This window comes from Enterobacter sp. CGMCC 5087 (genome assembly GCF_003144775.1).
GTDB lineage: Bacteria > Pseudomonadota > Gammaproteobacteria > Enterobacterales > Enterobacteriaceae > Enterobacter > Enterobacter cloacae_M.
In genome coordinates this window covers 1-22,698 of record NZ_QFXN01000108.1, presented here as the reverse complement: position 1 = coordinate 22,698, position 22,698 = coordinate 1, and the positions used below count along the sequence as shown (strand labels likewise).

The following is a 22,698-nucleotide window of genomic DNA, read 5'->3' as shown; positions in this document are numbered from 1 at the left end:
TTATCTCTGCGCGAGCAGCCTTACAGCATGCGGATCTCTTTCGAGCGCAGGGTGATGCGAACCGGAACGGATTTATACGACGGCGTACCGCTGTCCTTATCCAGATAATCAAGCGGCACCAGCACGTTGGCCTCCGGATAATAGGCGCCGACGGTGCCCGGCGCGATGCTGTACGCCACCACGGTAATGTCCTTCAGACGCTGGACGCTGCCGGGGAGGGCGGTTTCGATATCCACGCGGTCGCCGTGTTCCAGGCCTGACTGCGCCATATCATCTTCGTTCATAAACAGCACGTCGCGGCGGCCAAACACGCCGCGGTAGCGGTCGTCCAGGGCGTAAATGGTGGTGTTGTACTGGTCGTGGCTGCGCAGCGTGATCAGGCGCAGAACGTGCTCACCTTCGCCGCTGGCGTTCTCGTGAACGCCATCGAACACCGAGAACATCGCTTTTCCCGTCGCCGTTGGCCAGATGCGTTGCGTCGGCGGCAGCGGCATGCGGAAGCCGCCGGGAACGCGGATCCGCGCGTTGTAGTTCTCAAAGCCCGGAATGGTCTGCTCGATCAGATCGCGGATGCGGTCGTAATCCTCAACCAGCGTTAGCCAGTCCACGCGGGTTTCCGGCAGCGTGGCTTTCGCCATGCCGGCGACGATAGCCGGTTCTGACCGAAGCAACGGCGAGGCGGGCTTCAGCTTGCCGGACGAGGCGTGCACCATCGACATGGAATCTTCGACGGTAATGGACTGACGACCGGTAGCCTGGAGATCCAGCTCGGTGCGGCCGAGGCACGGAAAGATAAAGGTTTCTTTGCCCACCAGCAGATGGGTACGGTTGAGCTTGGTCCCGACGTGCACGCTCAAATCCAGGTTACCCATCGCCGGAAAACCCCGCTCGTGATCGGGCATCGCGACGGCAAAATTACCCCCAAGGCAGATGAGCGCCTTCGCGCGGCCGTCGATCATCGCCTGCGTGGCCTGCACCGCATCGTGTCCGTGGTGAGACGGCGGCTCAAAGCCGAAAACGTCCTTCAGACGGTTCAGGAAGGCCGGGGTAGGTTTCTCGCTAATCCCGACGGTCCGGTTCCCCTGAACGTTTGAGTGGCCGCGCAGGGGGCAGATACCCGCGCCGGGCTTGCCGATATTCCCGCGCAGCAGCAGCAGATCGGCGATCAGGCGGACGTTTGCCGTACCTTTATTGTGCTGGGTAATGCCCATTCCGTAGGTAATGATGGTGGCATTTGATTTCGCATAGGCGTCGGCCACCTTTTTGAGCGACGCCTGGCTCAGGCCCGACTCGCGCTCGATCTCGTCCCAGCGGGTTTTCGCGATATCGGCGGTGAAGTCCTCAATGCCCTGGGTGTGTTCGGCAATAAACGCATGGTCGAGCACGTCACCGCGTTCGGCCTCCATTTCCAGCAGATGTTTGGCAATGCCTTTCAGCGCGGCGGCATCGCCCCCGGCCTTCACCTGGAAATAGGTCGAGGCGATATCCGTTGAGCCGTAGGTCGCCATTTCAATCACGCTTTGCGGGTCGGCGAAGCGTTCGAGGGCGCGTTCGCGCAGCGGGTTAAAGACGATAATCGGCACGTTGCGACGGGCCAGCTCATGGAGAGTCCCCATCATTCGCGGATGGTTGGTGCCGGGGTTGTGGCCGATGGAGATCACCAGCTCGGTCTTATCAAAGTCGTCCAGCGAGACTGTGCCTTTCCCGATGCCAATCGAACGCGGCAGACCGACGCTGGTGGCCTCGTGGCACATATTCGAGCAGTCGGGGAAGTTATTGGTGCCGTATTCGCGGGCGAAGAGCTGGAAAAGATACGCCGCTTCGTTAGAGGCGCGTCCGGAGGTATAGAACTCGACCTGGTCCGGTTCGAGCCCGCGCAATACTTCGCCGATGCGTTGAAACGCCTCTTCCCAGTCGACGGGCCGGAAGGTATCGCTTGCCCGATCATAGCGCAGGGGATACGTCAGTCGACCGTAGCCTTCCAGTTCGAAGTCCGATTTTGCCAGCAGCGAGGAGACGCTGTTTTCGGCCAGAAACGCGGGGGTAACGCGTTTGCTGGTGGCTTCCCAGGTCACGGCTTTGGCGCCGTTCTCACAGAACTGGAACGTCGACTTGTGTTCTTTATCCGGCCACGCGCAGCCCGGGCAGTCAAAACCGTCAGGCTGGTTGGTGCGCAGCAGCGTGGCGGAAGCATCAAAGGTATCCATTTGGGTACGCACCGCGATAGCCGTCGCTTTTAACGCCCCCCAGCCTCCGGCAGGACCGTCATAGTGTCTGATACCCGGCACCGAGCGTCTTTTCTTATTCATACCCACTCCTGATTTGTTCGGTCACACAACGTCTGAACCCGTAAAAGCGCTGTACAAGACAATAAGCGAAAGCAATGACGACCGGATGGCTACGCGCATGCGGCGTGGAAAAATGCTTTATCTTAAATTCGTTTTATTACAGTGACTTATTGGATCTGATGCTTAAACATTTAAAGAAATTATAACGAAATTTTATCATTTTAATAATAAATCTTATCTATCAAACGGTAGGTAAGATAGATGGGACGAGCAGGAGAGGATGTAGCAGCAATAAAGTTTCGAATGAAGCCTGTGGGCGGCAGCAATAAACTATGTTCGCAGCTGGCGGGCTATTGCGAGCATTTTCTGCTGCGATAATGTCAGGATGGTTAACTCAGGCTTAATGATTGACGATTAAAATTCAGGCCTGACCGGGTAATTGTCGCAACGCGAAATATAAAGTTATTTTGAGTCGTGAAATTAACGCCACGCGGAATGGAGGATACGGAACTATTCTAAGCGTAAATTACGATTAATATTAAAGATACCCTGTTAGTGCAACAAATAATTCATGTTCATATATTCTGCTGACCTCACCAATACGCGAATTCTACTAATTATGGTAGTGGCGATAATAGCAGTATTGCGTTAATGAAAGTGGTTCTCTTTTGTTATTTTTCTTTGTAATACAACAACATGATTGGTAGTGCGGTGGAAAAATAACAGCGTGTAGGTCGTATCGGGTTTTTTCATAGGATTAATCCTATAATTTTCCGACTGCTTCATTTACCAACAGTTACGTAGCGGTAAATATTGAATTGAGACGAAGCTCATGTAAACTTGTTTACCGTTTGTCAAAATATGTCAGGAAGACGCTGGGCCTTATTCTGAAGGGCTCGTGCGGTAGCTATGCCCTTAAAATAGTAACGCCCCGAAAATATCCTGGCTATTTTAACAATAGCACCTAAGTCAAACTTCACCCCCTTATCTTCATCATCGAAATATCGCTACGGAAAAGCATATGAAAATGCGCGTACTGTTTTCACTTCTGTTTGTAATGGCGGTGGCGGGCTGTAAAGCGCCGCAGAAACCTGTGATCAACGACGATACGATCGAGACCAGCCAGGTCAACGGCGTGACCTTAACCCACCGTCACGCTGTGACGCCACCGGCGGAGTTCAACCCGGTCAACGAACCGTATCGCGCCATGTATCCAGCCTCCCTGATGAGCCGTCCTGACTTCGGCGGTAAAGTTATCCGTACTCTCGACACCGGAAAAACGTACGTGGTGCTGGGTCAGGTTGAACACTACTGGATGGCGCTTGCCGATGAAGGTAACGATCAGCTGATTGGTTACGTCCCGATGCGCGCCGTGATCAAGGCCGACCTGTACGACGCCGCCGTGCGTAAACAGGCCATTCGTCCGAAGGCGCGTAAAAAAGCGACCTGTGTCGACGTCGACGGCAACAGCAAAGCCTGCAAAGACAGCGCTAACGGTACCTGGATCCTGAACTAAACGGCTTGCATGAGCGCATTTTTATGAATAATAAAAATTTTCATAAGCTGTGGTTATTCTTTTACGCGGTGATTTTCGCCCTGGTCAGTGGTTGTACGTCGTCTTCACACAGCGACCCCTCCCGCTACAATCTGCAGTTTCAGGCTCATCCACAAATCAACGAATCTGCGCCGCTTAAGGTTCGGGTGTTGTTGCTGAAATCCGATGCGGATTTCATGTCCAGCGACTTCTACTCCCTGCAGAACAACGCGTCAGCCACGCTTGGCGCGAATCTGCTGAACAGCGACGTGTTCTTCCTGATGCCGGGACAGCTGTCCAAAACCCTCAGCGGGCAAAGCTCTCCGGAGGCCCGCTACATCGGCGTGATGGCGGAGTATCAGATGCTGGATGGCAAAAAATGGCGCGTTTCACTCCCTCTGCCTGCGCCTGGCGAAAATCATATCTACCAGTTCTGGAAATGGTCCGCGGATGAACTTCAGGCCAACGTTTTTCTCGACGTGAACGGCATTCGGGTCATCAGCCAGTAACGCGCTTCAACACAGGAAACACATCATCATGACGAAAGCAGAAAAGGTCGTCTGGACCGAAGGCATGTTCCTGCGTCCACACCATTTTCAGCGGACTGAAAGCTATCTGCTCAACCATGTTCGTGAATGGGGCGCGCTACAGCGGTCATATCTCTGGGGCTTTCTTGACGTGGAACTGGATGAAGCGATGCTTCGTCAGGGATGCATTGCCCTGAGCTACTGCAGTGGCCTGCTGCCGGACGGCACCTTTTTCCAGGTGCGTAACGGGCGCAACGGTCCTGTACCGCTGAAAATTCCTGACAACCTCACCAACGAAAAGGTGGTGCTCGCGCTGCCTGTTCGTCGCGGCGAGAGAGAAGAGGTGATTTTTAGCGAAGAGCCGGCCTCGCTGGCGCGCTTCATCGCTTTCGAGCAAGAGGTGGAAGACGACAACGCCATGTCGGTGGGGGATGCCACCGTCCAGTTTGGCCGCCTGCGTCTGACCCTGATGCTGGAAAAAGACCTCACGGCGGAATGGACCGCCATCGGCGTGGCGTTTGTGACAGAGAAACGTAACGACAACCACGTGCGGCTCGACAACAGCTACATCCCGCCGATGCTCAACGCCAACAACAGCCCGCAGATCTACAGCATGATCAACGATCTGCACGGTCTGCTGGTCCAGCGCAGCCAGCAAATTGGCGGTCGTCTGCGCCAGCCTGGCCGCTTTAACACCTCCGAACTGATTGAGTTCACGCTGCTGTCGTTGGTTAACCGTCATCTGGGCGAAGTATCTCATTTAAAAACCCTCCCGCTGCTGCATCCGGAAACGCTCTGGCGCAGCTGGCTGCCGTTTGCGACCGAGCTAGCCACCTGGACGTCGCAGCGTACCGCCGAAAGCGTGCTGCCGATTTACGATCATGACGATCTGGCTAACTGCTTCAGCAAACTGATGCTGATGCTGCGTCAGGGACTGTCGCTGGTGATGGAAGACCACGCGATCCAGCTGCCGCTTAACGAACGCTCTCACGGCCTGAACATCGCCACGGTGCCTGAAACCAGCATGGTGCGCGAGTTCGGGTTCGTGCTGGCGGTAAAAGCCAATGTGCCAGGCGAACACCTGCAAACCCATTTCCCGGCGCAGATGAAGGTCGCGCCGGTCTCGAAAATCCGCGATCTGGTTCAGCTTCAGCTGCCGGGCATTATGCTGCGCGCCATGCCGGTCGCGCCGCCGCAGATCCCGTGGCATGCCGGCTACAGCTACTTTGAACTGGAGAAGGGCAGCGAGCTGTGGCACGAGATGGATAAGTCCGGCGCATTCGCCCTGCATCTTGCAGGGGAGTTCCCGGGGCTGGATATGGAGTTTTGGGCCATCCGTAGCCCGACAGAATAATAAAGCGAGCGCTTAATATGCAGGAACGACAGGACACCGGCAGTGATGCCGCGTTTACCGGAGCCAGTAGCAACAATCAGCTGGTGGCGGCCGCCAATCCGCTGCTCAACGCGATTCCGCAGATCCGTCATTCGGTCTCCCATGACGATCAGGTGGCGTTACGCCAGCGCCTGATCGATGAGATTCGCCGTTTCGAAGTCCGCTGCCAGCAGGCGGGGCTGCCCTACGAAGTGATCGTCGGGGCGCGTTACTGCCTGTGTACGGCGCTCGATGAGGCCGCCGCGCTCACCCCCTGGGGCAGCAGCGGCGTCTGGTCAAGCAACGGTCTGCTGGTGACCTTCCATAACGAAACCTGGGGCGGTGAGAAATTCTTCCAGCTGCTGGCGCGCCTGTCGCAGAACCCGCGCGAGCATATTCTGCTGCTGGAGATGATCAACTACTGCCTGCTGCTGGGCTTCGAAGGACGCTATCGGGTACTGGATAATGGCCGCACACAGCTTGAAACCATCAAGCAGCGGCTGTGGCAGATGATCCGCGGCGTGCGCGGCAGCTATCCGCCGCCGCTTTCTCCCCATCCGGAAGATCGTCCGGTGCTGCGCAAGCTCTGGCGGCCGATGGTTCCCCTGTGGGCCTGCGTGGCGCTGGCCGGGTTTATCGCCTGTCTGTTTTATATCGTGCTTAACTGGCGGCTTGGCGATAACACCAACCCGGTGCTGGCGAAGATTTATCAGTCCCAGCTGCCGGAAACCACTATTCAGCAGCCGGCCCGTCAGCTTCCGGCGGTGCTGAACCTGCGCGGCTTCCTGAAGCCTGAAATCGAGGCTGGCCTGGTCGCGGTGAAAGACGAAGCGGACCGCAGCGTCGTTATCCTGAAGGGCGACGGGCTGTTTGCCTCTGCCTCTACCGTCGTGCGTGACCGCTATGAACCGGTCATCAACCGCATTGCGCAGGCGATGAATAACGTCAGCGGCAAAATTCTGGTGGTGGGCTACAGCGACAACGTGCCGATCCGCAGCGCGCGCTTTGCCTCGAACTATGAACTCTCTCTGGAACGCGCCCGCTCGGTACAGAAAATGCTGCAGGGAAGCCTCTCTCAGCCTGGCCGCGTGAAAGCGGAAGGGCGGGGCGAGATTAACCCGGTGGCGCCGAACACGACGCCTGAAAACCGCGCCCGTAACCGCCGTGTGGAAATTACTCTGCTGGTGTCGCCTGAAAACACTCAGGCCGAGCTGAACGGATTGCCGCAAGGAAACTAAGGATGCTGACTACACTTCTTTCCATCTTGACCAACCGCATTCTGTGGAGCTTCCTCGGCGTAACGGCGCTTGCGGCGGTGATCTGGATGATTGGTCCCCTGTTGTCCATCGTGGACACCCGACCGCTTGAGTCTGAACAGAACCGCATTATCAGCATTGCCGTGGTCTATCTGCTCTGGGCGCAGGGCCACATTCTGCCGCGCCTGTACAATGCCTGGCTGAACCGCAAGCTGATGGACAAGCTCAAAGAGAACACCGCCAGCCCGGAAGCGGCGGATCCGCAGAAGCGGCTGAACAGCGAGGAGCAGATCCTCGCCAGCCGCTTTGATGAAGCCGCGCAGATGCTGAAAAAAGCGCACTTCAGCAAGGCGGGCCAGGGCGCCCAGTGGACGCAGCGCTTCAGCACGCAATATCTCTATCAGCTGCCGTGGTACGTCATTATCGGCGCGCCGGGCTCCGGTAAAACCACGGCGCTGGTTAACTCCGGGCTGCAGTTCCCGCTGGCGGATCGCTTCGGTAAAACCGCGCTGCGGGGCATTGGCGGCACGCGTAACTGCGACTGGTGGTTTACCAATGAGGCGGTGCTGCTGGACACGGCGGGCCGCTATACCACCCAGGAGAGCGAGCAGGTACAGGACGCCGGCGAATGGCTGGAGTTCATCAACCTGTTGCGTAAGTATCGCCGCCGCCAGCCGATTAACGGCGTCATCATCACCATCAGCATTTCTGACCTGCTCACCCAGTCCGCCGAGGCGTCCCGCCAGCAGGCGGTAAACCTGCGCCAGCGTCTGTCCGAGCTGCATGAACAGCTGGGTATTCGCTTCCCTGTCTACGTGATGGTGACCAAGGCCGACCTGCTTAAAGGCTTCCGCGCCTGGTTTGCCGACTACGACAAAGCGCAGCGCGACCAGATCTGGGGCTTTACCCTGCCGTGGGAGCAAACCAAACACGCCGATTACGACCTGATGGGCAACTTCCAGCAGGAGTTTTCCCTGCTGCAGCAGCGCCTCGATGCCGGGCTGCCGGAAACCATGCTGAAAGAGCATGACGCGAAAACCCGCGCCGAAGCGTATCTCTTCCCGCAGGAGTTCGCCGCGCTGCGTCCGCTGCTGGCGGACTACCTGAGCACGGTCTTCGCCCGCTCCAACTTCGAAACCGAGTTCTCTCCGCGCGGGATCTACTTCGCCAGCGGGACGCAGGAAGGCATGCCGTTCGACCGCGTGATGGGCGAACTGAACCGCGCTCTGTCGCTACCGGAAGGGGGAGAGGCGGATAACTGGGATTCGGTCAGCAAAGAAGCGCCGATCCCGGGGGCAAAAGGTCAGAGTTTCTTCATTAAGAACCTCCTGCAAAACGTCATCTTCCAGGAAGCCGGGATCGCGGGCGAAAACCGCTGGTGGGAGCTGCGCAACCGGGCGGTGATCTGGTCCGGCTACGCGGCGCTTCTGGCCCTGCTGGTGATCCTCGGCGGTCTGTGGCTGACCAGCTATGCCAAAAACAAGGCCTATCTGGAAGAGGTGGATGCGAAGGTGCCGCTGCTGGATCAGCAGAGCAAGGCGCTGCAGAACCAGACCCAGCGTGACCTGTTCGATCTGCTGCCGCTGCTGAACGGTCTGGTTGACCTGCCGAAAAGCGACGCGTTTGATGTCAACGATCCGCCCGTATCCCGCCGTATGGGACTCTATCGCGGGGATGACGTCAGCGATGCCTCGCAGTCGCTGTACCAGAAAGCGCTGGATCAGATGCTGTTGCCTGCCGTTGCCATGCACATCACCACCTGGCTGCGCAACGACAACGGCAGCGACGTGGAATACAGCTATGAAGCGCTGAAAGCCTATCAGATGCTGTATCAGCCAAAGCACTACGACGGTAAATTCCTGCATTCGTGGGTGATGCTCAACCTGCAGCGAAATCTTCCGCAGAACGTCACGAAGGCGCAGCTGCAGCAGCTTGAATGGCACCTGACGCAGCTGCTGGAACCGAAAATTCAGGCCTCACCGTACGCGCAGGATGAATCTCTGGTGGCCCGCGAAAGAGCGATGATCAATCAGCAGCCGCTCTCCACGCGCGTTTACGGTCGTCTCAAACGCCTGCTGGAACATGATGACAACCTCAAGCCGGTCTCCCTTTCCGACCTGGGCGGACCGCAGAGCGAGCTGGTGTTTTCACGCAAAAGCGGCAAGCCGGTGAGCGAAGGCGTGCCGGGTCTGTATACGCCGGACGGTTACTGGAAAAGCTTTAACGGCCAGATTGACAGCGTAACCTCCGCCCTGCACGAGGACGACGCCTGGGTGCTGGGGGCCGCGACGGCGCAGGAGGATAAACAGCAGATCGATAACGCCGTGCGCCAGCTCTACATGCGCGACTTTATCGCTAACTGGGATCGCTTCCTCGCCGACATTCAGCTCAATAACAGCGCCGATCTTTCCCAGCGCATCAACACCGCGCGCCTGCTCTCCGGCGCAAACTCGCCGCTGCGCCGTCTGGTGCAGAACCTGAGCCAGGTCCTGACGCTGTCACGCAATGCGCCAGCGCCGGAAGATGCGGATAAAGCGCAGGCGCAGAGCAACCGCGCCACCCGCACGCTGGAAGCGCTGTTCAGCAACAATGACGCTGCGCCAACCCAGGCCGCCGTGGTCACCCAGGCACCGGAACAGCTGGTCACCGACCACTACGCACCGATGATTGAGCTGGCGCAGCCGCTGGAGAAGGGCGGGAAGACCATCGTGTTTGATGATTTTCTCAAGCAGGTGGATGAGCTCTATCGCTACCTGACCGCGGTTCAGGACGCGGCCAACAGCGGCATGCCGGCACCGGGCGGAGAGGCGATCAGCCGCCTGCAGGCCAGCGCCGGTCGTCTGCCGGGCGGGCTGCAAACCATGTTCAGCAATATGGCGGTGGGCGCCAGCAGCGATACCCAGCGCCGCGACCTCGAAAACGTGCGGAAGCGGATTAACGTTGAGGTGGGCGGTTTCTGCCGTCAGGCGATTGCCGGTCGCTACCCGCTGGTGCGCAGCGCCAGCACCGAGGTCACCCCTGACGATCTCGCGCGCATGTTTGCGCCGGGAACCGGGCTGATGGACGCTTTCTTCCGCGACAATCTGACCAATAAAGTGGATACCACGCAGGCAAACTGGCGCTTTATGCCGGGCATCGATGGTAAAACGCTGCCGGGAAGCGAAGGGCTGCTGAGACCGTTCCAACAGGCCCAGTCGATTCGCGACGCTTTCTTTGCTAACGGCGCAACCACGCCGTCTTTCAAGGTGACGGTTCGCACCGTGCGAATGGATAACTCCATTCTGAACCTGACGCTGGACGTCGACGGCCAGCTGCTGCGCTACAGCCACGGCCCGCAGGCCGTGCAGATCATGAACTGGCCGGGGCCGGGCGGCACCAACCAGGTACGCATGCAGCTGGGGCTGGCGAACGGCAGCACGGCGACGCTGGTCACCAACGGCGCCTGGGCGCTGAACCGCTTCTTTGATAAAGCGAGCACCAGCCCGGGCGCGGGTAGCCTGAGCCGTCAGGCCACCTTCAACGTCGACGGACATCAGGTCACGCTGGAGTTTGCGCCAAACAGCATTCGTAACCCGTTCCAGCTTCCCCGTTTCTCATGCCCATAACCGCAAGGACAGCCGTATGACGAATACCCCTGCGATGAACCGCTACAGCTGGTATGGCAAGTTACCCAGCGCCGGAGATTTTTTGCAGCGTCGCTTTCCTGACACTTTACAGCGCCAGTGGTCACACTGGTTCCAGGTCGGTCTGCTGGCCTGGCAGCAGGAAGAGCAGCGCAGCGGCGAGCGCCAGTTTCACAAAGCGCCAGTCTGGAATTTTGTGGTACCGCCCATGCTCGGCAGCCAGATGATCCAGATGGGCTGCCTGCTGCCGGGCCGCGACAGCGTTGGCCGCCAGTACCCGGTTTGCCTTCAGCTGAGCTTCGCCCCGTCAGAGTGGTCGACCAGCCTGCTCAGCCAGGCCGAAAGCTGGTACCAGCAGATTGGGCGCCTGGGGCTGCACGCGGTGCGCAACAGTTTTTCCGCCTCGCAGCTGGATGAGATGCTGATGACCATCCCGGCGCCGCAGCCCGTCGAGCCACAAAAGCGCTCCGACATCCTTGATGTGATTGGCTATGACGAGGACGGCCAGAGCACGCTGGGCTGGCCTCAGGCGGCTGAGTGTTTTGATCCGCTGCGCCAGACCAGCTACTGGTGGACCAACCGCTGCGACGGCTACCCGCTGTACACCCACGTGCACAGCGGTAACTTTACCGGGCAGCTTTTCACCCTGCTGTTCGACCCGGCAGGGGGCGCCCGTCCGGGGCGTCACGGTCTTTATCCGCCCATGTTTGAATAAGCAGGGATCTCATGAATATCGAAGAATTTCTCGCGCCAATAAGCCCCGAAAAACCCTGCGGCGAAAACCTGGAGTACGACGCCGACTTCCAGATCATGAATCAGGCCAGTCAGGGCAAAGCGGAACAGCAGTTTGGCGACACCATTATCCCGGCAGAGCCCGCTGACTGGAACACGGTGGAAAAATACGCCACCAGCCTGCTGACCCGCACCAAAGATCTTCGCGTACTGCTGGCGTTAACCCATGCCTGGACGCGCCGCCGCGGGCTTGCGGGCTACGCGGACGGATTGTTGCTGGTGCAGGAGGCGATCGCCCGTTACTGGGAGACGCTCTATCCGCTGCTGGAAGAGTATGGCGAAACCGATCCGTTCTACCGAATTAACGCCCTGGCAGGGCTGAGCGATAAATCCGACCTCACCGTCGCCGTGCGAAACGCCTCGCTTCTGCGGTCAAACGGCGATGAAATTTCGCTCCGGGATGCCCAGGCCCTGCTGGACGGCAGCAAAACGGAATGTCCGGACTATCCCGGCGGCCGTCCACGGCTGATTGACGAGCTGGCCCGCGGCGACCAGCCCGGCACCGCCGCGGTTATCGTCATTAACGAACGTCTGCTGGCGATTCGCGAGCTTCTCACCGGGCATCTCGGTGAAAGCGGCGTGCCCGAGATGGAGCAGCTGCTGAAAACCGTCGGACTGGTCGCCAGCGCGTGTCAGGTAACCGACATCAGCAAGCTGCTGCCGAACCGCGAGGCGCAGGCAGAACCCCAGGCCGAGCAGCAGTCGACGGCAGCGCAGCCCGTTCAGCCGGTGACCGACTGGCGCAGCGTGCAGGTCACCAGCCGCGCCGACGCGCAGCTGATGCTGGAAAAAGCGAAGCAGTATTTTGCGCAGTACGAACCGAGCCACCCCGCACCGCTGATGATTGAACGGGTGCAGCGGCTGTCAGAACTTAACTTTATGGACATTATTCGCGACCTGGCGCCAGACGGCGTTAACCAACTTGAAAACATCTTTGGGCGCCGCGAATAACGCGTCCAGGCATTATGACGACAGGCATGGAGCCTGCCGTTTCACCTTCACCGCGCATCTTTGATGGAGAACATCATGGCAATGAGTAACAGTGGGCAGAAATTCATCGCACGTAACCGTGCCCCCCGCGTGCAGATCGAGTACGACGTAGAGATCTACGGTGCAGAACGTAAGATTCAGCTGCCGTTTGTGATGGGCGTCATGGCCGATCTGGTCGGCAAACCGGTTGAAAATCTGCCGGCCGTCGACGAGCGTAAATTCCTCGAAATCGACATCGACAACTTTGACGAACGCATGAAGGCGCTTAAGCCGCGCGTGGCGTTCCAGGTGGATAACACCCTGACCGGCGAAGGCAAGCTCAACGTGGATCTGACCTTTGACAGCATGGACGACTTCCTGCCGGATGCGGTGGCCCGCAAGGTCGAGCCGCTGAACAAGCTGCTGGAAGCGCGTACCCAGCTCTCCAACCTGCTGACCTATATGGACGGCAAAAACGGTGCGGAAGAGCTGATCGCTAAAATTCTGCAGGATCCGACACTGCTCAAATCCCTGAGCCAGTTGCCGAAAAATGACGAAAGCGCGAAAGGTAGCGAGGAATAATCGATGAGCAACCAGACTCAACAACACGAGCAGCAGGCGGGTCAGGCGTTCAGCCAGGATGAGTTCAGCGCGCTGCTGAACAAAGAGTTCCGCCCAAAAACCGATCAGGCCCGTTCAGCCGTCGAAAGCGCGGTTAAAACGCTGGCGCAGCAGGCGCTGGAAAACACCGTCACTTTCTCCAACGACACCTACCGCACCATTCAGAACCTGATCGCCGGTATCGACGAGCAGCTGTCGCAGCAGGTAAACCAGATCATTCACCACGAAGAGTTTCAGAAGCTGGAGAGCGCCTGGCGCGGTCTGAGCTATCTGGTGAACAATACTGAAACTGACGAGATGCTGAAGATCCGCTTTATGAGCATCTCCAAGCAGGAGCTGGGCCGCACCCTGAAGCGCTTCAAGGGCGTGGGCTGGGACCAGAGCCCGATCTTCAAGAAAATCTACGAGCAGGAGTACGGTCAGTTCGGCGGCGAGCCGTTTGGCTGCATCGTGGGCGACTACTACTTCGACCACAGCCCGCAGGACGTTGAGCTGCTGGGTGAAATGGCGCGCATCGGCTCTGCGGCGCACTGTCCGTTTATCACCGGTACCGCACCGGGCGTGATGCAGATGGAGTCCTGGCAGGAGCTGGCTAACCCGCGCGACCTGACCAAGATCTTCCAGAACACCGAATATGCCGCCTGGCGTTCGCTGCGTGAATCCGAAGATGCCCGCTATCTGGGCCTGGTGATGCCGCGCTTCCTGTCGCGCCTGCCCTACGGCATTCGCACTAACCCGGTCGACAGCTTTGATTTCGAAGAGCAGACCGACGGCGCGAACCACAACAGCTACTCCTGGGCGAACGCCGCGTATGCGATGGCCGCCAACATCAACCGCTCCTTCAAAGAGTACGGCTGGTGCACCTCGATTCGCGGTGTGGAGTCCGGCGGGGCGGTTGAAAACCTGCCGTGCCACACCTTCCCGAGCGATGACGGCGGCGTGGACATGAAGTGCCCGACCGAGATCGCCATCAGCGATCGTCGTGAAGCCGAGCTGGCGAAAAACGGCTTTATGCCGCTGGTTCACCGCAAAAACTCCGACTTTGCCGCCTTCATCGGCGCGCAGTCGCTGCAGAAGCCGGCCGAGTACCACGACCCGGATGCCACCGCCAACGCGCGTCTGGCCTCTCGTCTGCCGTACCTGTTCGCCTGCTGCCGCTTTGCCCATTACCTGAAGTGCATCGTGCGCGACAAAATCGGCTCCTTCCGCGAGCGCGAAGAGATGGAGCGCTGGCTGAACGACTGGGTCATGAACTATGTCGACGGTGACCCGGCGAACTCCTCTCAGGAGACCAAGTCCCGCAAACCGCTGGCCGCTGCGGAAGTGCAGGTGCAGGAGATTGAAGATAACCCGGGCTACTACGCCGCGAAGTTTTTCCTGCGTCCTCACTACCAGCTGGAAGGTCTGACCGTTTCCCTGCGTCTGGTATCTAAACTGCCGTCGCTGAAGACGAAAGACGCGTGATGATGAGTGCCGGCCCTGGAGGGCCGGCAAAGTAAACTACATTGGCAAAATTCATCTAGAAAGCCATCGACATTCATGAACCTCAGGAGGAATCAACTTTGGGAACGAGTTCACCAAAAGAAATTGCAGATGGCATGCTGAAAATTTTTGATACGCGTAAACAAAGTGGCCCAGAAATTTTCGCTCGCAGCGCGGTCGATGGTTTTATGTCAATTCCAGAAGACTTATGGATGTTAACAAAAGATTTTCTGGATACAGACCATCGGTGGCGAAATGAAACAGATAAAATTAGATTGTTAACTTTAATAAAAAAAGGGCTTACATCAGAAGATGTGCGTCGGTTAATCAATACAGTGGTCAAACGATATCTGTCTGGTTTATCTGAAGAACAATCTAAGGAACTTCTCCTAAAAGTCGGTGGGTCGCAAGTAGGTGGTATAGCCTTTAAAATGGTTTTCGTAAATGAATTAATTACGCTATTCGTTTCAAAAATTGTGCCGCGATTTCTTGTTTCTGCAGGGCTTACTGGTGTATTAAGTGTGGGGGCTTCAATTTCTCGCTCAGTTTATGCCTCATACGATCTATTAAAATTAAACAAAAATGTTTACTATGAGTTGCGTGGTGCGGGCGATTTAGATTTGTTATATTTTCTCGTTGAAGATAATGTTAAGCCATTTATTGAAGCTATAAATTTCCAACAGAGTCATGGTGCCATAGATAAAGAGATTTTTAGTCAGTTTTTAGCAGGAGCTACTCGTGTTTGAAAGAGCATCAAAGTACGTTATAGTCTATCTCATGCTTATTGTTTCATTTATGCTTTTTTTCTCAACTCTTGGCTATTATATTTTTGTTTTTGATTGGTCGGTAACCATTTTGGAAATAACGATAAATGCCGCTCTATTAATCATTCTCTTAGTTGCATCTATCGCTATTTACTATTTTGCGGAAAAATTAAAGTCAAGGCTTTGATTTGCGCAAAAATCTTAGCGAGAAGTAAAATGCTAAAAGTATGACCAGCAGGAAAAGTAATTTTCCAAAAAGTAAACCTGCAGAAGTTGTAGTGACTTTTTCTAATGAAAATACATACCAGGCGGACTGAAAAAGATCTACAGTTGTGAAAATTGCGATAATTAAAAATACAATGGTAAGTATTAATAACAATATTTTCTTCATGTTATGTTGCCTTTGATGAATGATAGACGATTGAAAATATTCTAGATGATACAGTGAATGATTGTCTAGCGCTTAGTTACCATGAAGTGTAACTAACAAAATTTAGGGTGGTTGCAATTGCAGGCACTCTGAAGAGTCTGTACGAAGTACGAATTCGTCAGGCTAGAGGCAGAGGTAAAATATGGACGGTTTTATTCAGCCCCATGCTTTCCTGTTTGCCATATTAGTGCTTTTTCGAAAGCAATAATTTTCATCCACGAAGAGTAGATATTATGGCTATTGATATGTTTCTGAAGGTCGAGGGTGTTACGGGCGAATCTAAAGATTCTAACCACACCGGCTGGACTGATATTACCTCCTTCTCCTGGGGCGCTTCCCAGCCTGGTAATATGAGCGTTGGCGGTGGCGGCGGTGCCGGTAAAGTTAACTTTAACGATCTGCACGTTAATGCCTTGATCGACAAATCCACTACAGCAATCCTGAAACACTGCGCCAGCGGTAAACACCTGACTAAGGTTGAGCTGTCCGTGTGTAAAGCGGGCGGCCAGCAGGTGGAATATTCCCGCATTACGCTGGAAGATGTGCTGGTGACTTCCGTTCAGTACACCGGTGCAGACAACGGCGACACCGTGGGTGTGACCTACGCATTCCAGGCTGCGAAAGTGAAACAGCAGTACTGGGAGCAGACCACTTCTGGTGGTAAAGGTGCTGAAAGTAGCGCTGGCTGGAACATCAAAGAGAACAAAGAAGCGTAATTGCGCATGTGGCCGGGGAATTTTCCCCGGTCTTTATCAGCGTCAAGAACCCTTGGGATCGGCGGGCATGGTTATAAAAAAGTTATTCAGTGTGTTTGCAGTCACGTTAATGGCGAACGCCTGTGTGTCTCATCCTGCACAATATCAGTCACTTTCGGTTACGCTAAAGAACAATGAGCCCTGCTTTGCTATTCCTGCTAACTCTGGGGTAGACGCGCCTGTCACCAGTCATTCACCCACCATAATGAAACGCGCGGGAAATGAATGGAAGGCGATATCGCCGCCGTCAACGTTTAGCCCTGAGGTGACGTTAACGACCCAACAATGTCATCAGTGGACGGGGATTACGTGGCAAGCGGGAGAATATGATATTGCTCTGAAAGTGTCAGGGAAAAACGGTTCTATTCGTTATGCGGCTCGTTTCATTTTAGAAGAAGGTCCCTCAGGCCAGTTTAAATTATTCCTACCAACGCAACTTTCTGGAGCCTGAAATGAAACGTTTATTGCTGCTTGTATTGGTTTTAAATGCCTCCGTTGCTTGTTCCCAAACACTTCCTGATGTGAGTGCTTTTTCTCAGCAACAAATCTTAGAAAACTGGGTGCAAAATCGATGCATCAGTAAGATTGCGGACAGTAAAAGTCTCAAAGATGATGCAGAGGCCAGTGCGGCCGCATGGCTGGAAGCAAGCAATCTCCCTGCTGAGAATTTTGAAAAAGCTGACAAGGTGATTGTTTCTTTACTGAAAGAGAAAGTAGGTGGTACCGAACCGGGTCAATATCAGGTTTTAAAGTGCAGCTTAATCGCCAACAGCGACGCGATTCGTCCGCTCAAAACCGCAAAATAGAACCAATGGAATCGCCCCCAAACGCCGCCGTTCTCGCCCCGAGAGCGGCAGCGTTTGAGCGCTAATCATACCAGCAGGAATACGCCATGCGATTCACGATTATTTCTACGAAACCCGGTCATCAGCCGCCGCAAAGCAGCTGTGATTTTTACGCCCCGGGCGGCACCATTGGGCGCGGTACGGATAACAATCTGGTATTGCCGGATAATGACCGCACCATCTCTCGTCTGCAGGCGATTGTTCACGTTGACGCCCAGGGCGAATGCCGCGTGACCAACCGTGGCAGCGTCACCCGCGTGGTATTAAATGACATTCCGCTGGAGCGAGGGCGTCAGGTTGAGCTGCAGGATGGCGACATTCTCGGTATTGATGACTACCGTATCGAAGTGTCCGAACTGATCCACGATACGCAGCCCGTGAGCCGTATGGCGGCCAGTATGCATCAGCAGGCGCGTCCGGCAGCCGCACCCGCGCCCGCTGCGCAACCGAAGCCGGCGAGCGCCGCACCGCGCGGGAAGGCCGAGCCAACCGCCGTGCCAACGGAGATCTGGGATAGCCTGATGCAGGAGTTCTCCATCTCCGACAGCATCTCCAGCAACCGTACAAAACCGCAGCCTGCTGCATCGCACGATCCGTTCTCCCAGCCTTCGGCCCCGGAGCGTAACGCTGAAGATCCGCTGGCGATGTTCAACGACAGCGATCCAAAGCTCGAGCGTAAGAATGTTGATCCGGACACGCTGTTCAGCGACGAAGCGTTGTTCAAAAAAGAGAGTATTTTTGACGACGTCACCCCGTCAACGCTGGTGCCGCCGGGCGAGACGAACCCCGTTAAGCCAGAAGACGAGGCGACGGATGAGCTCGATCCGCTGGCCCTGTTTGGCGGTAAGGCCAGCGCGCCAGCCGCGCGTAATGACGACCCGCTCGGGCTGATGGGCGGCGCGCCATTGACCCATCCGGATGACATTATTGCCGAAAAGCCTGCGCCAGAGCCTGAACCTGAGCAGGAAGAGGACGTGCTGGCCGATTCTCCGCTGTTCGCCCCTGAGCCGCAGGAAGAACCGCGTGCTGAAGAAGAGCCCGCGCGACCGGATTACGCAGGCTTCACCATGCCTACGCCACAGGCCGTTGCGCGCAGCAGCGCTCAGGCCCCGAAGGGCCGTCTGCGCATTGACCCGGTCAATAACGCCGCCGCCCCAACCGCTACGGCGAACAGCGGTGAGAAGGGCGAAGTGCTGCAGGGCGAGCTGCTGGAGGCGCTGCTGGAAGGCATGGGTCTGAGCGAAATGCAGCCCGTCCCGCAGTTTGACCGGGAAAATATGCGTCAGCTCGGGCAAATCCTCGGCATGTTCTCTCAGGGGACAGTGGCGCTGCTCTCCTCGCGCTCCATTCTCAAGCGTGGCGTGAAGGCCGATATGACCATGGTGCTGGACGATGCCAATAACCCGTTCAAGCTGTTGCCGACCGGCAAAACCGTGCTGATCCAGATGTTCGGCACCCCAATGCCGGGCTTTATGCCGCCCACCAAATCCGTGCGCGACGCGCTTATCGATCTACAGGCGCACCAGCTGGGCATGATCTCCGGTATCCGCGCCATCATTGCCGCGATGTTGCAGTCCTTTAACCCGGAACAGCTGGAAGAGCAGGCGAAGCAGAACGGGATGACCTCTCGTCTGGCGCTGCCGGGCAGCCGCAAAGCCGCCCTGTGGGACTATTTTGTTCGCAGCTATGGCGAGACGGCGGGCGAGATTGAGGATGACTTCCACACCCTGTTCGGCGAGGCGTTCCTTCATGCGTACGACATGGAGGTGAATCAGTACAAAGACTCACAGAGCGGATCGGAAGACAAATGAATATCGCAACGGCTTCTCTCTCCCGCCAGGGGACGCGCGCCAGCAACCAGGATCAGACGGGAGAAACCATAGGGGAACGTTCAGCCTGCTTTGTCGTCTGCGACGGCATCGCGGGCCTGCCGGGCGGTGAGGTGGCTGCAGAGCTGGCCCGCAACAGCATTATCTCCCGCTTCGATGGCGACAAACATCTTAATGCGCAGCATATCCGCGACTACGTGCAGACGGCGAACCGCACCATCCTCAGCGAACAGCAGGCCGTTCAGGACTATCGCCGGATGGGCACGACGCTGGTCAGCCTGTTCATTGACCGTGATTACGGTCTGGCCTACTGGGCGCACGCCGGAGACAGCCGCCTGTATCTGTTTCGCCGGGGATGGCTGTGGCATGTGACCACCGACCACAGCCTGGTGCAGCAGATGAAAGACGCCGGGCACCAGACCGACGATCTCAACAGCAATCTGCTGTACCTCGCGCTGGGGATTGAAAACGGCGGGCCGGAAGCGAGCTACAGCGACGTGGTGCAGGTTGAAGACGGCGATGCATTCTTACTCTGCACCGACGGGTTCTGGCACGGCGTTAGCGAAGAGCAAATGAAGCAGTCGCTGCATATGGTCAATACGCCGCAGGAGTGGCTGACCTTAATGAACCAAATCATTCAAAAGAATGGCGAACAGGAGGGGAATGCTCAGGATAACTATACTGCCCTGGCGGTATGGATGGGCAACCCTCAGGACACCACTTTGCTGCATACCCTCTCTGACGCAGCACAATTTCTTCCCTGCGGAACTGATTAGACACACAAGGAACGATATGAAACTTTGGCTATCGGGTTTGGCACTTCTGGCGGTCACCTCCACCGCGCAGGCTGAGAATTTCCGCATCGTGCAGTCTCCTGCGCAGAAGCTGGATATCTGGATCGACAACATCAAAGACAACACGCCGCAGAGCTGGTGTAAGCCTGAGGTGGCGCTGCGCATTGTGGCGAATGGTAAGAAAGACGTCTCCGTGCTGGAGAACTTTGTGCCGCGTCTTGGCTCCCTGCTGGAACACCAGTGCAGCAAAGTGAATAAGCTTAGCTGGACGCTCAACGATCCGGCGGGTACCACGCTGGCGCAGGGTACGGCAGGCAAAGCGCAGGACTGGGCGCTGGTGGTGAAACAGGAGCAGGCCGCGCCTGCTGCGACCGTCACCGCAACCCCAGCCAGCGGCGCGCTGCTGCCGCCGGACCAGAACGTGGCTTCCCGCACCGTCGCGGCTGACCGCACGCCGTGGCAGGAATTTACCCTGCAGGACGGCTGCCACCTGCGCACCTTCTGGGAAGGGGGCGCTTCCGCTCCGGCGCTCTTTATTCCGGATTCTGACACCACCCGCTGCGGTAACGGCAGCTGGCTGAGCGGACACACCGTGGTTTCGCAGTCCCGCAACGGCGGACAGAAAGAGATGGCGGTGACCTACATTCATGGCTTCCCGGTGACGGGTCTGAATCAAAGCGCCGATCCTGAAAACGCGCTGATCACCTCCGTCAACAAAGAGCGCATGGTATTCAGCACCCCAGACAGCGACCAGAGCTGGATGATCCTGCCTTACGATAGCGCCCTGAATAGCTGGAAAAGCAACGGCACCGTAGCGGTGGAGATCTCCCGTGAAATTGCCAGCGATGATGCAAAACTGCAGGCGCGTATCGCGGCGGTGAAAAAAACCTGGAGCGCCTGGGTCGCACCCGGCACGCCGCTGAATATCGTGCTGATTGACACCCTGCGTCCTCAACTGCGCGATCCGGCCGTTGGCGCATGGCGCGCGGCGAATTAAGGAGTGTCTATGAATACGCTCTATCAACACCTGGCGGGCGAGTCGCTCAGCGATGCGCTGGCGCGCCTTGAGGCTGAAATCAAAGCCCGTCCGGCAGATGCCGACCTCCGCGCCGCGTTCGTGCAGTTTTTAATCCTCAGCGGCAACTGGACGCGCGCGCTGACCCAGCTGAAAAGCTGGCTGGCGCTGAAGCCTCAGGCGAAGCCCACCGTCACGCTGCTGGAGCAATCCATTCAGGGCGAACTGCAGCGCGCGCAGGTGATGGCGGGACAGGCGCGTCCGGCTATGCCTGAAACCCAGTGGCCGTGGCTGACGACCCTGGCCGCGGCGCTGGGCGAGGAGGGCGAGCGCGCCCGGGCGCTGCGTCTGGACGCCCTCGATCGGGCTGAGGCCACCGCCGGCCAGATTATCCTCGAAAACGAGGAGACGCAGGCGTTTGACTGGCTGATGGACGGCGATGCCCGTCTCGGCCCGGTCTGCGAAACCATCGTGAACGGCCGTTATTTCTGGCTGCCGTTCAGCGCCATCGCGGAGATCCGTTTCCAGGCGCCCGCCAGCGTGACCGATTTGGTCTGGCGTCACGCGCTGGTGCGCCTGACCGACGGTACGGAGCAGGTGTGTCAGATCCCGGCGCGTTACCCATTTGCTGCCGATGCCACTGATGCGGTCAAATTAGGCCGCACCACCGAATGGCAGCCGCTCGACGAAGACGGCATTCTTTACGAAGGCAGGGGCCAGAAGGCCTGGCTGAGCGAGCAAAGCGAATACCTGCTGCTGTCATTAAGCCTCGTGACGTTTGCGACGGATGGAGCCGATGAGTAATCCCGCAGGCGAAGGCGATCTGCTGCGCAGCGGCTGGCAAGCCCGCAGCAGGCAGGAGAAGGTGGGGGCGCGCGACAAAATGCAGCCCTCGCTGCTGGATCGTCTCACCGATAACGACCCGGAAAAAAAGCGCGAGTCGGCCAACAGCAATCTGATCACCCACGCCGCCCTGCGGCGCAACGTCCTGCGCGATCTGCAGTGGCTGTTTAACACCATCAACCACGATGCCTCCGGCGACTTGAGCGCCTTGCCGCACGTGAAGCGCTCGGTGGTCAACTTCGGCGTCGCGCCGCTGGCCGGGAAAAGGATGTCGGATATCGAATGGCACGACATTCAGCGCAAGCTCACCGAGGCCATCATCAATTTTGAGCCGCGCATTTTGCCGCAGGGGCTGCAGGTACGCTGCGTGTCTGATACCTCCTCGCTGGATCTGCACAACGTGCTCTCCATCGAGATCAAAGGGCGTTTATGGTGTGTGCCGTACCCGCTGGAGTTTCTGTTTCGTACCGATGTCGATCTGGAAAACGGCCATTTTGAACTGAAAGATGCGGGGTAATCATGGAAAGTAAACTGCTCGAATATTACAACCGCGAGCTGGCCTACCTGCGCGAAATGGGGGCCGAGTTTGCCGAACGCTACCCAAAAGTCGCCGGACGGCTGGGCATGCGCGGCATCGAAGTGGCGGACCCCTATACCGAACGTCTGATGGAGGGCTTCGCCTTCCTGACCTCCCGCGTGCAGATGAAAATGGACGCGGAGTTTCCGCGCTTCTCCCAGCGTCTGCTGGAGATGATTGCGCCTAACTATCTCGCGCCCACGCCGTCGATGGCGATCGCGGAGATTGAACCCGACAGCAGCCGGGGCGACCTGAGCAAAGGCTTCATTGTGCCGCGCGGCACCATGATGGACAGCCTGGCGCTGAAAAAAACCGGCGTGACCTGCAGCTATACCACGGCGCACGAGGTCAACCTGCTGCCGCTGAAAATCGATAAGGTCGA

Annotated in this window: 20 protein-coding genes; 19 read left to right on the top strand and 1 reads right to left on the bottom strand. The window is 57.2% G+C overall.

Annotation, left to right across the window (positions count from 1 at the left end):
- Positions 1-20: 20 nt before the first annotated feature.
- Positions 21-2,309, bottom strand: coding sequence for an FdhF/YdeP family oxidoreductase (locus tag DEO48_RS10110; protein WP_109845067.1), 2,289 nt, complete (start codon positions 2,307-2,309; stop codon positions 21-23).
- A gap of 1,000 nt (positions 2,310-3,309) precedes the next feature.
- On the opposite strand from DEO48_RS10110, the gene DEO48_RS10105 reads away from it, so the two are divergent.
- The 19 genes from DEO48_RS10105 to DEO48_RS10010 form a co-directional block, all read left to right on the top strand.
- Positions 3,310-3,804, top strand: coding sequence for a hypothetical protein (locus DEO48_RS10105; protein WP_033145802.1), 495 nt, complete (start codon positions 3,310-3,312; stop codon positions 3,802-3,804).
- A 23-nt stretch (positions 3,805-3,827) separates the two neighbouring features.
- Entirely contained in the window at positions 3,828-4,331 is a 504-nt protein-coding gene (tssJ, locus tag DEO48_RS10100; protein ID WP_109845066.1) for a type VI secretion system lipoprotein TssJ, read from the top strand.
- A gap of 28 nt (positions 4,332-4,359) precedes the next feature.
- Positions 4,360-5,703: a type VI secretion system baseplate subunit TssK gene (tssK, locus tag DEO48_RS10095; RefSeq protein ID WP_029740099.1), complete on the top strand. Its 1,344-nt coding sequence runs from the start codon at positions 4,360-4,362 to the stop codon at positions 5,701-5,703.
- A 17-nt stretch (positions 5,704-5,720) separates the two neighbouring features.
- Positions 5,721-6,959: a DotU family type VI secretion system protein gene (locus DEO48_RS10090; RefSeq protein ID WP_033145801.1), complete on the top strand. Its 1,239-nt coding sequence runs from the start codon at positions 5,721-5,723 to the stop codon at positions 6,957-6,959.
- Between the two features lie 2 nt (positions 6,960-6,961).
- Positions 6,962-10,582, top strand: a complete 3,621-nt coding sequence (gene tssM / locus DEO48_RS10085) for a type VI secretion system membrane subunit TssM (protein ID WP_109845065.1) — start codon at positions 6,962-6,964, stop codon at positions 10,580-10,582.
- 16 nt (positions 10,583-10,598) lie between these two features.
- Entirely contained in the window at positions 10,599-11,315 is a 717-nt protein-coding gene (gene tagF, locus DEO48_RS10080; protein WP_023312158.1) for a type VI secretion system-associated protein TagF, read from the top strand.
- 11 nt (positions 11,316-11,326) lie between these two features.
- Positions 11,327-12,343, top strand: coding sequence for a type VI secretion system protein TssA (gene tssA / locus DEO48_RS10075; RefSeq protein WP_047741740.1), 1,017 nt, complete (start codon positions 11,327-11,329; stop codon positions 12,341-12,343).
- Positions 12,344-12,418: 75 nt separating this feature from the next.
- Entirely contained in the window at positions 12,419-12,943 is a 525-nt protein-coding gene (tssB, locus tag DEO48_RS10070) for a type VI secretion system contractile sheath small subunit (protein WP_008502644.1), read from the top strand.
- Positions 12,944-12,946: 3 nt separating this feature from the next.
- Positions 12,947-14,446: a type VI secretion system contractile sheath large subunit gene (gene tssC, locus DEO48_RS10065; RefSeq protein WP_014884232.1), complete on the top strand. Its 1,500-nt coding sequence runs from the start codon at positions 12,947-12,949 to the stop codon at positions 14,444-14,446.
- 98 nt (positions 14,447-14,544) lie between these two features.
- Positions 14,545-15,210 (top strand): hypothetical protein, encoded by a 666-nt coding sequence (locus tag DEO48_RS10060; protein WP_025913122.1) that lies wholly within the window; start codon positions 14,545-14,547, stop codon positions 15,208-15,210.
- Between the two features lie 681 nt (positions 15,211-15,891).
- Positions 15,892-16,374, top strand: coding sequence for a type VI secretion system tube protein Hcp (locus DEO48_RS10050; RefSeq protein WP_008502640.1), 483 nt, complete (start codon positions 15,892-15,894; stop codon positions 16,372-16,374).
- Between the two features lie 67 nt (positions 16,375-16,441).
- Entirely contained in the window at positions 16,442-16,864 is a 423-nt protein-coding gene (locus DEO48_RS10045; protein WP_109845064.1) for a putative T6SS immunity periplasmic lipoprotein, read from the top strand.
- A 1-nt stretch (position 16,865) separates the two neighbouring features.
- Complete coding sequence (locus tag DEO48_RS10040; RefSeq protein WP_109845063.1) at positions 16,866-17,219, top strand: T6SS amidase immunity protein Tai4 family protein; 354 nt, start codon at positions 16,866-16,868, stop codon at positions 17,217-17,219.
- 86 nt (positions 17,220-17,305) lie between these two features.
- On the top strand, positions 17,306-19,069 hold the full coding sequence (tagH, locus tag DEO48_RS10035) for a type VI secretion system-associated FHA domain protein TagH (protein WP_109845062.1): 1,764 nt from the start codon (positions 17,306-17,308) through the stop codon (positions 19,067-19,069).
- On the top strand, positions 19,066-19,863 hold the full coding sequence (locus tag DEO48_RS10030) for a PP2C family serine/threonine-protein phosphatase (RefSeq protein ID WP_023336024.1): 798 nt from the start codon (positions 19,066-19,068) through the stop codon (positions 19,861-19,863). Before tagH ends, DEO48_RS10030 begins: the two co-directional genes overlap by 4 nt.
- A 16-nt stretch (positions 19,864-19,879) precedes the next feature.
- Positions 19,880-20,878: a hypothetical protein gene (locus DEO48_RS10025; protein ID WP_048977946.1), complete on the top strand. Its 999-nt coding sequence runs from the start codon at positions 19,880-19,882 to the stop codon at positions 20,876-20,878.
- A 9-nt stretch (positions 20,879-20,887) separates the two neighbouring features.
- Entirely contained in the window at positions 20,888-21,700 is an 813-nt protein-coding gene (locus tag DEO48_RS10020) for a type VI secretion system accessory protein TagJ (RefSeq protein ID WP_109845061.1), read from the top strand.
- Entirely contained in the window at positions 21,693-22,256 is a 564-nt protein-coding gene (gene tssE / locus DEO48_RS10015) for a type VI secretion system baseplate subunit TssE (RefSeq protein WP_023312148.1), read from the top strand. Before DEO48_RS10020 ends, tssE begins: the two co-directional genes overlap by 8 nt.
- 2 nt (positions 22,257-22,258) lie before the next feature.
- Positions 22,259-22,698 (top strand): type VI secretion system baseplate subunit TssF (locus DEO48_RS10010; RefSeq protein ID WP_146198260.1); only part of this gene is annotated, 440 nt, incomplete at its 3' end.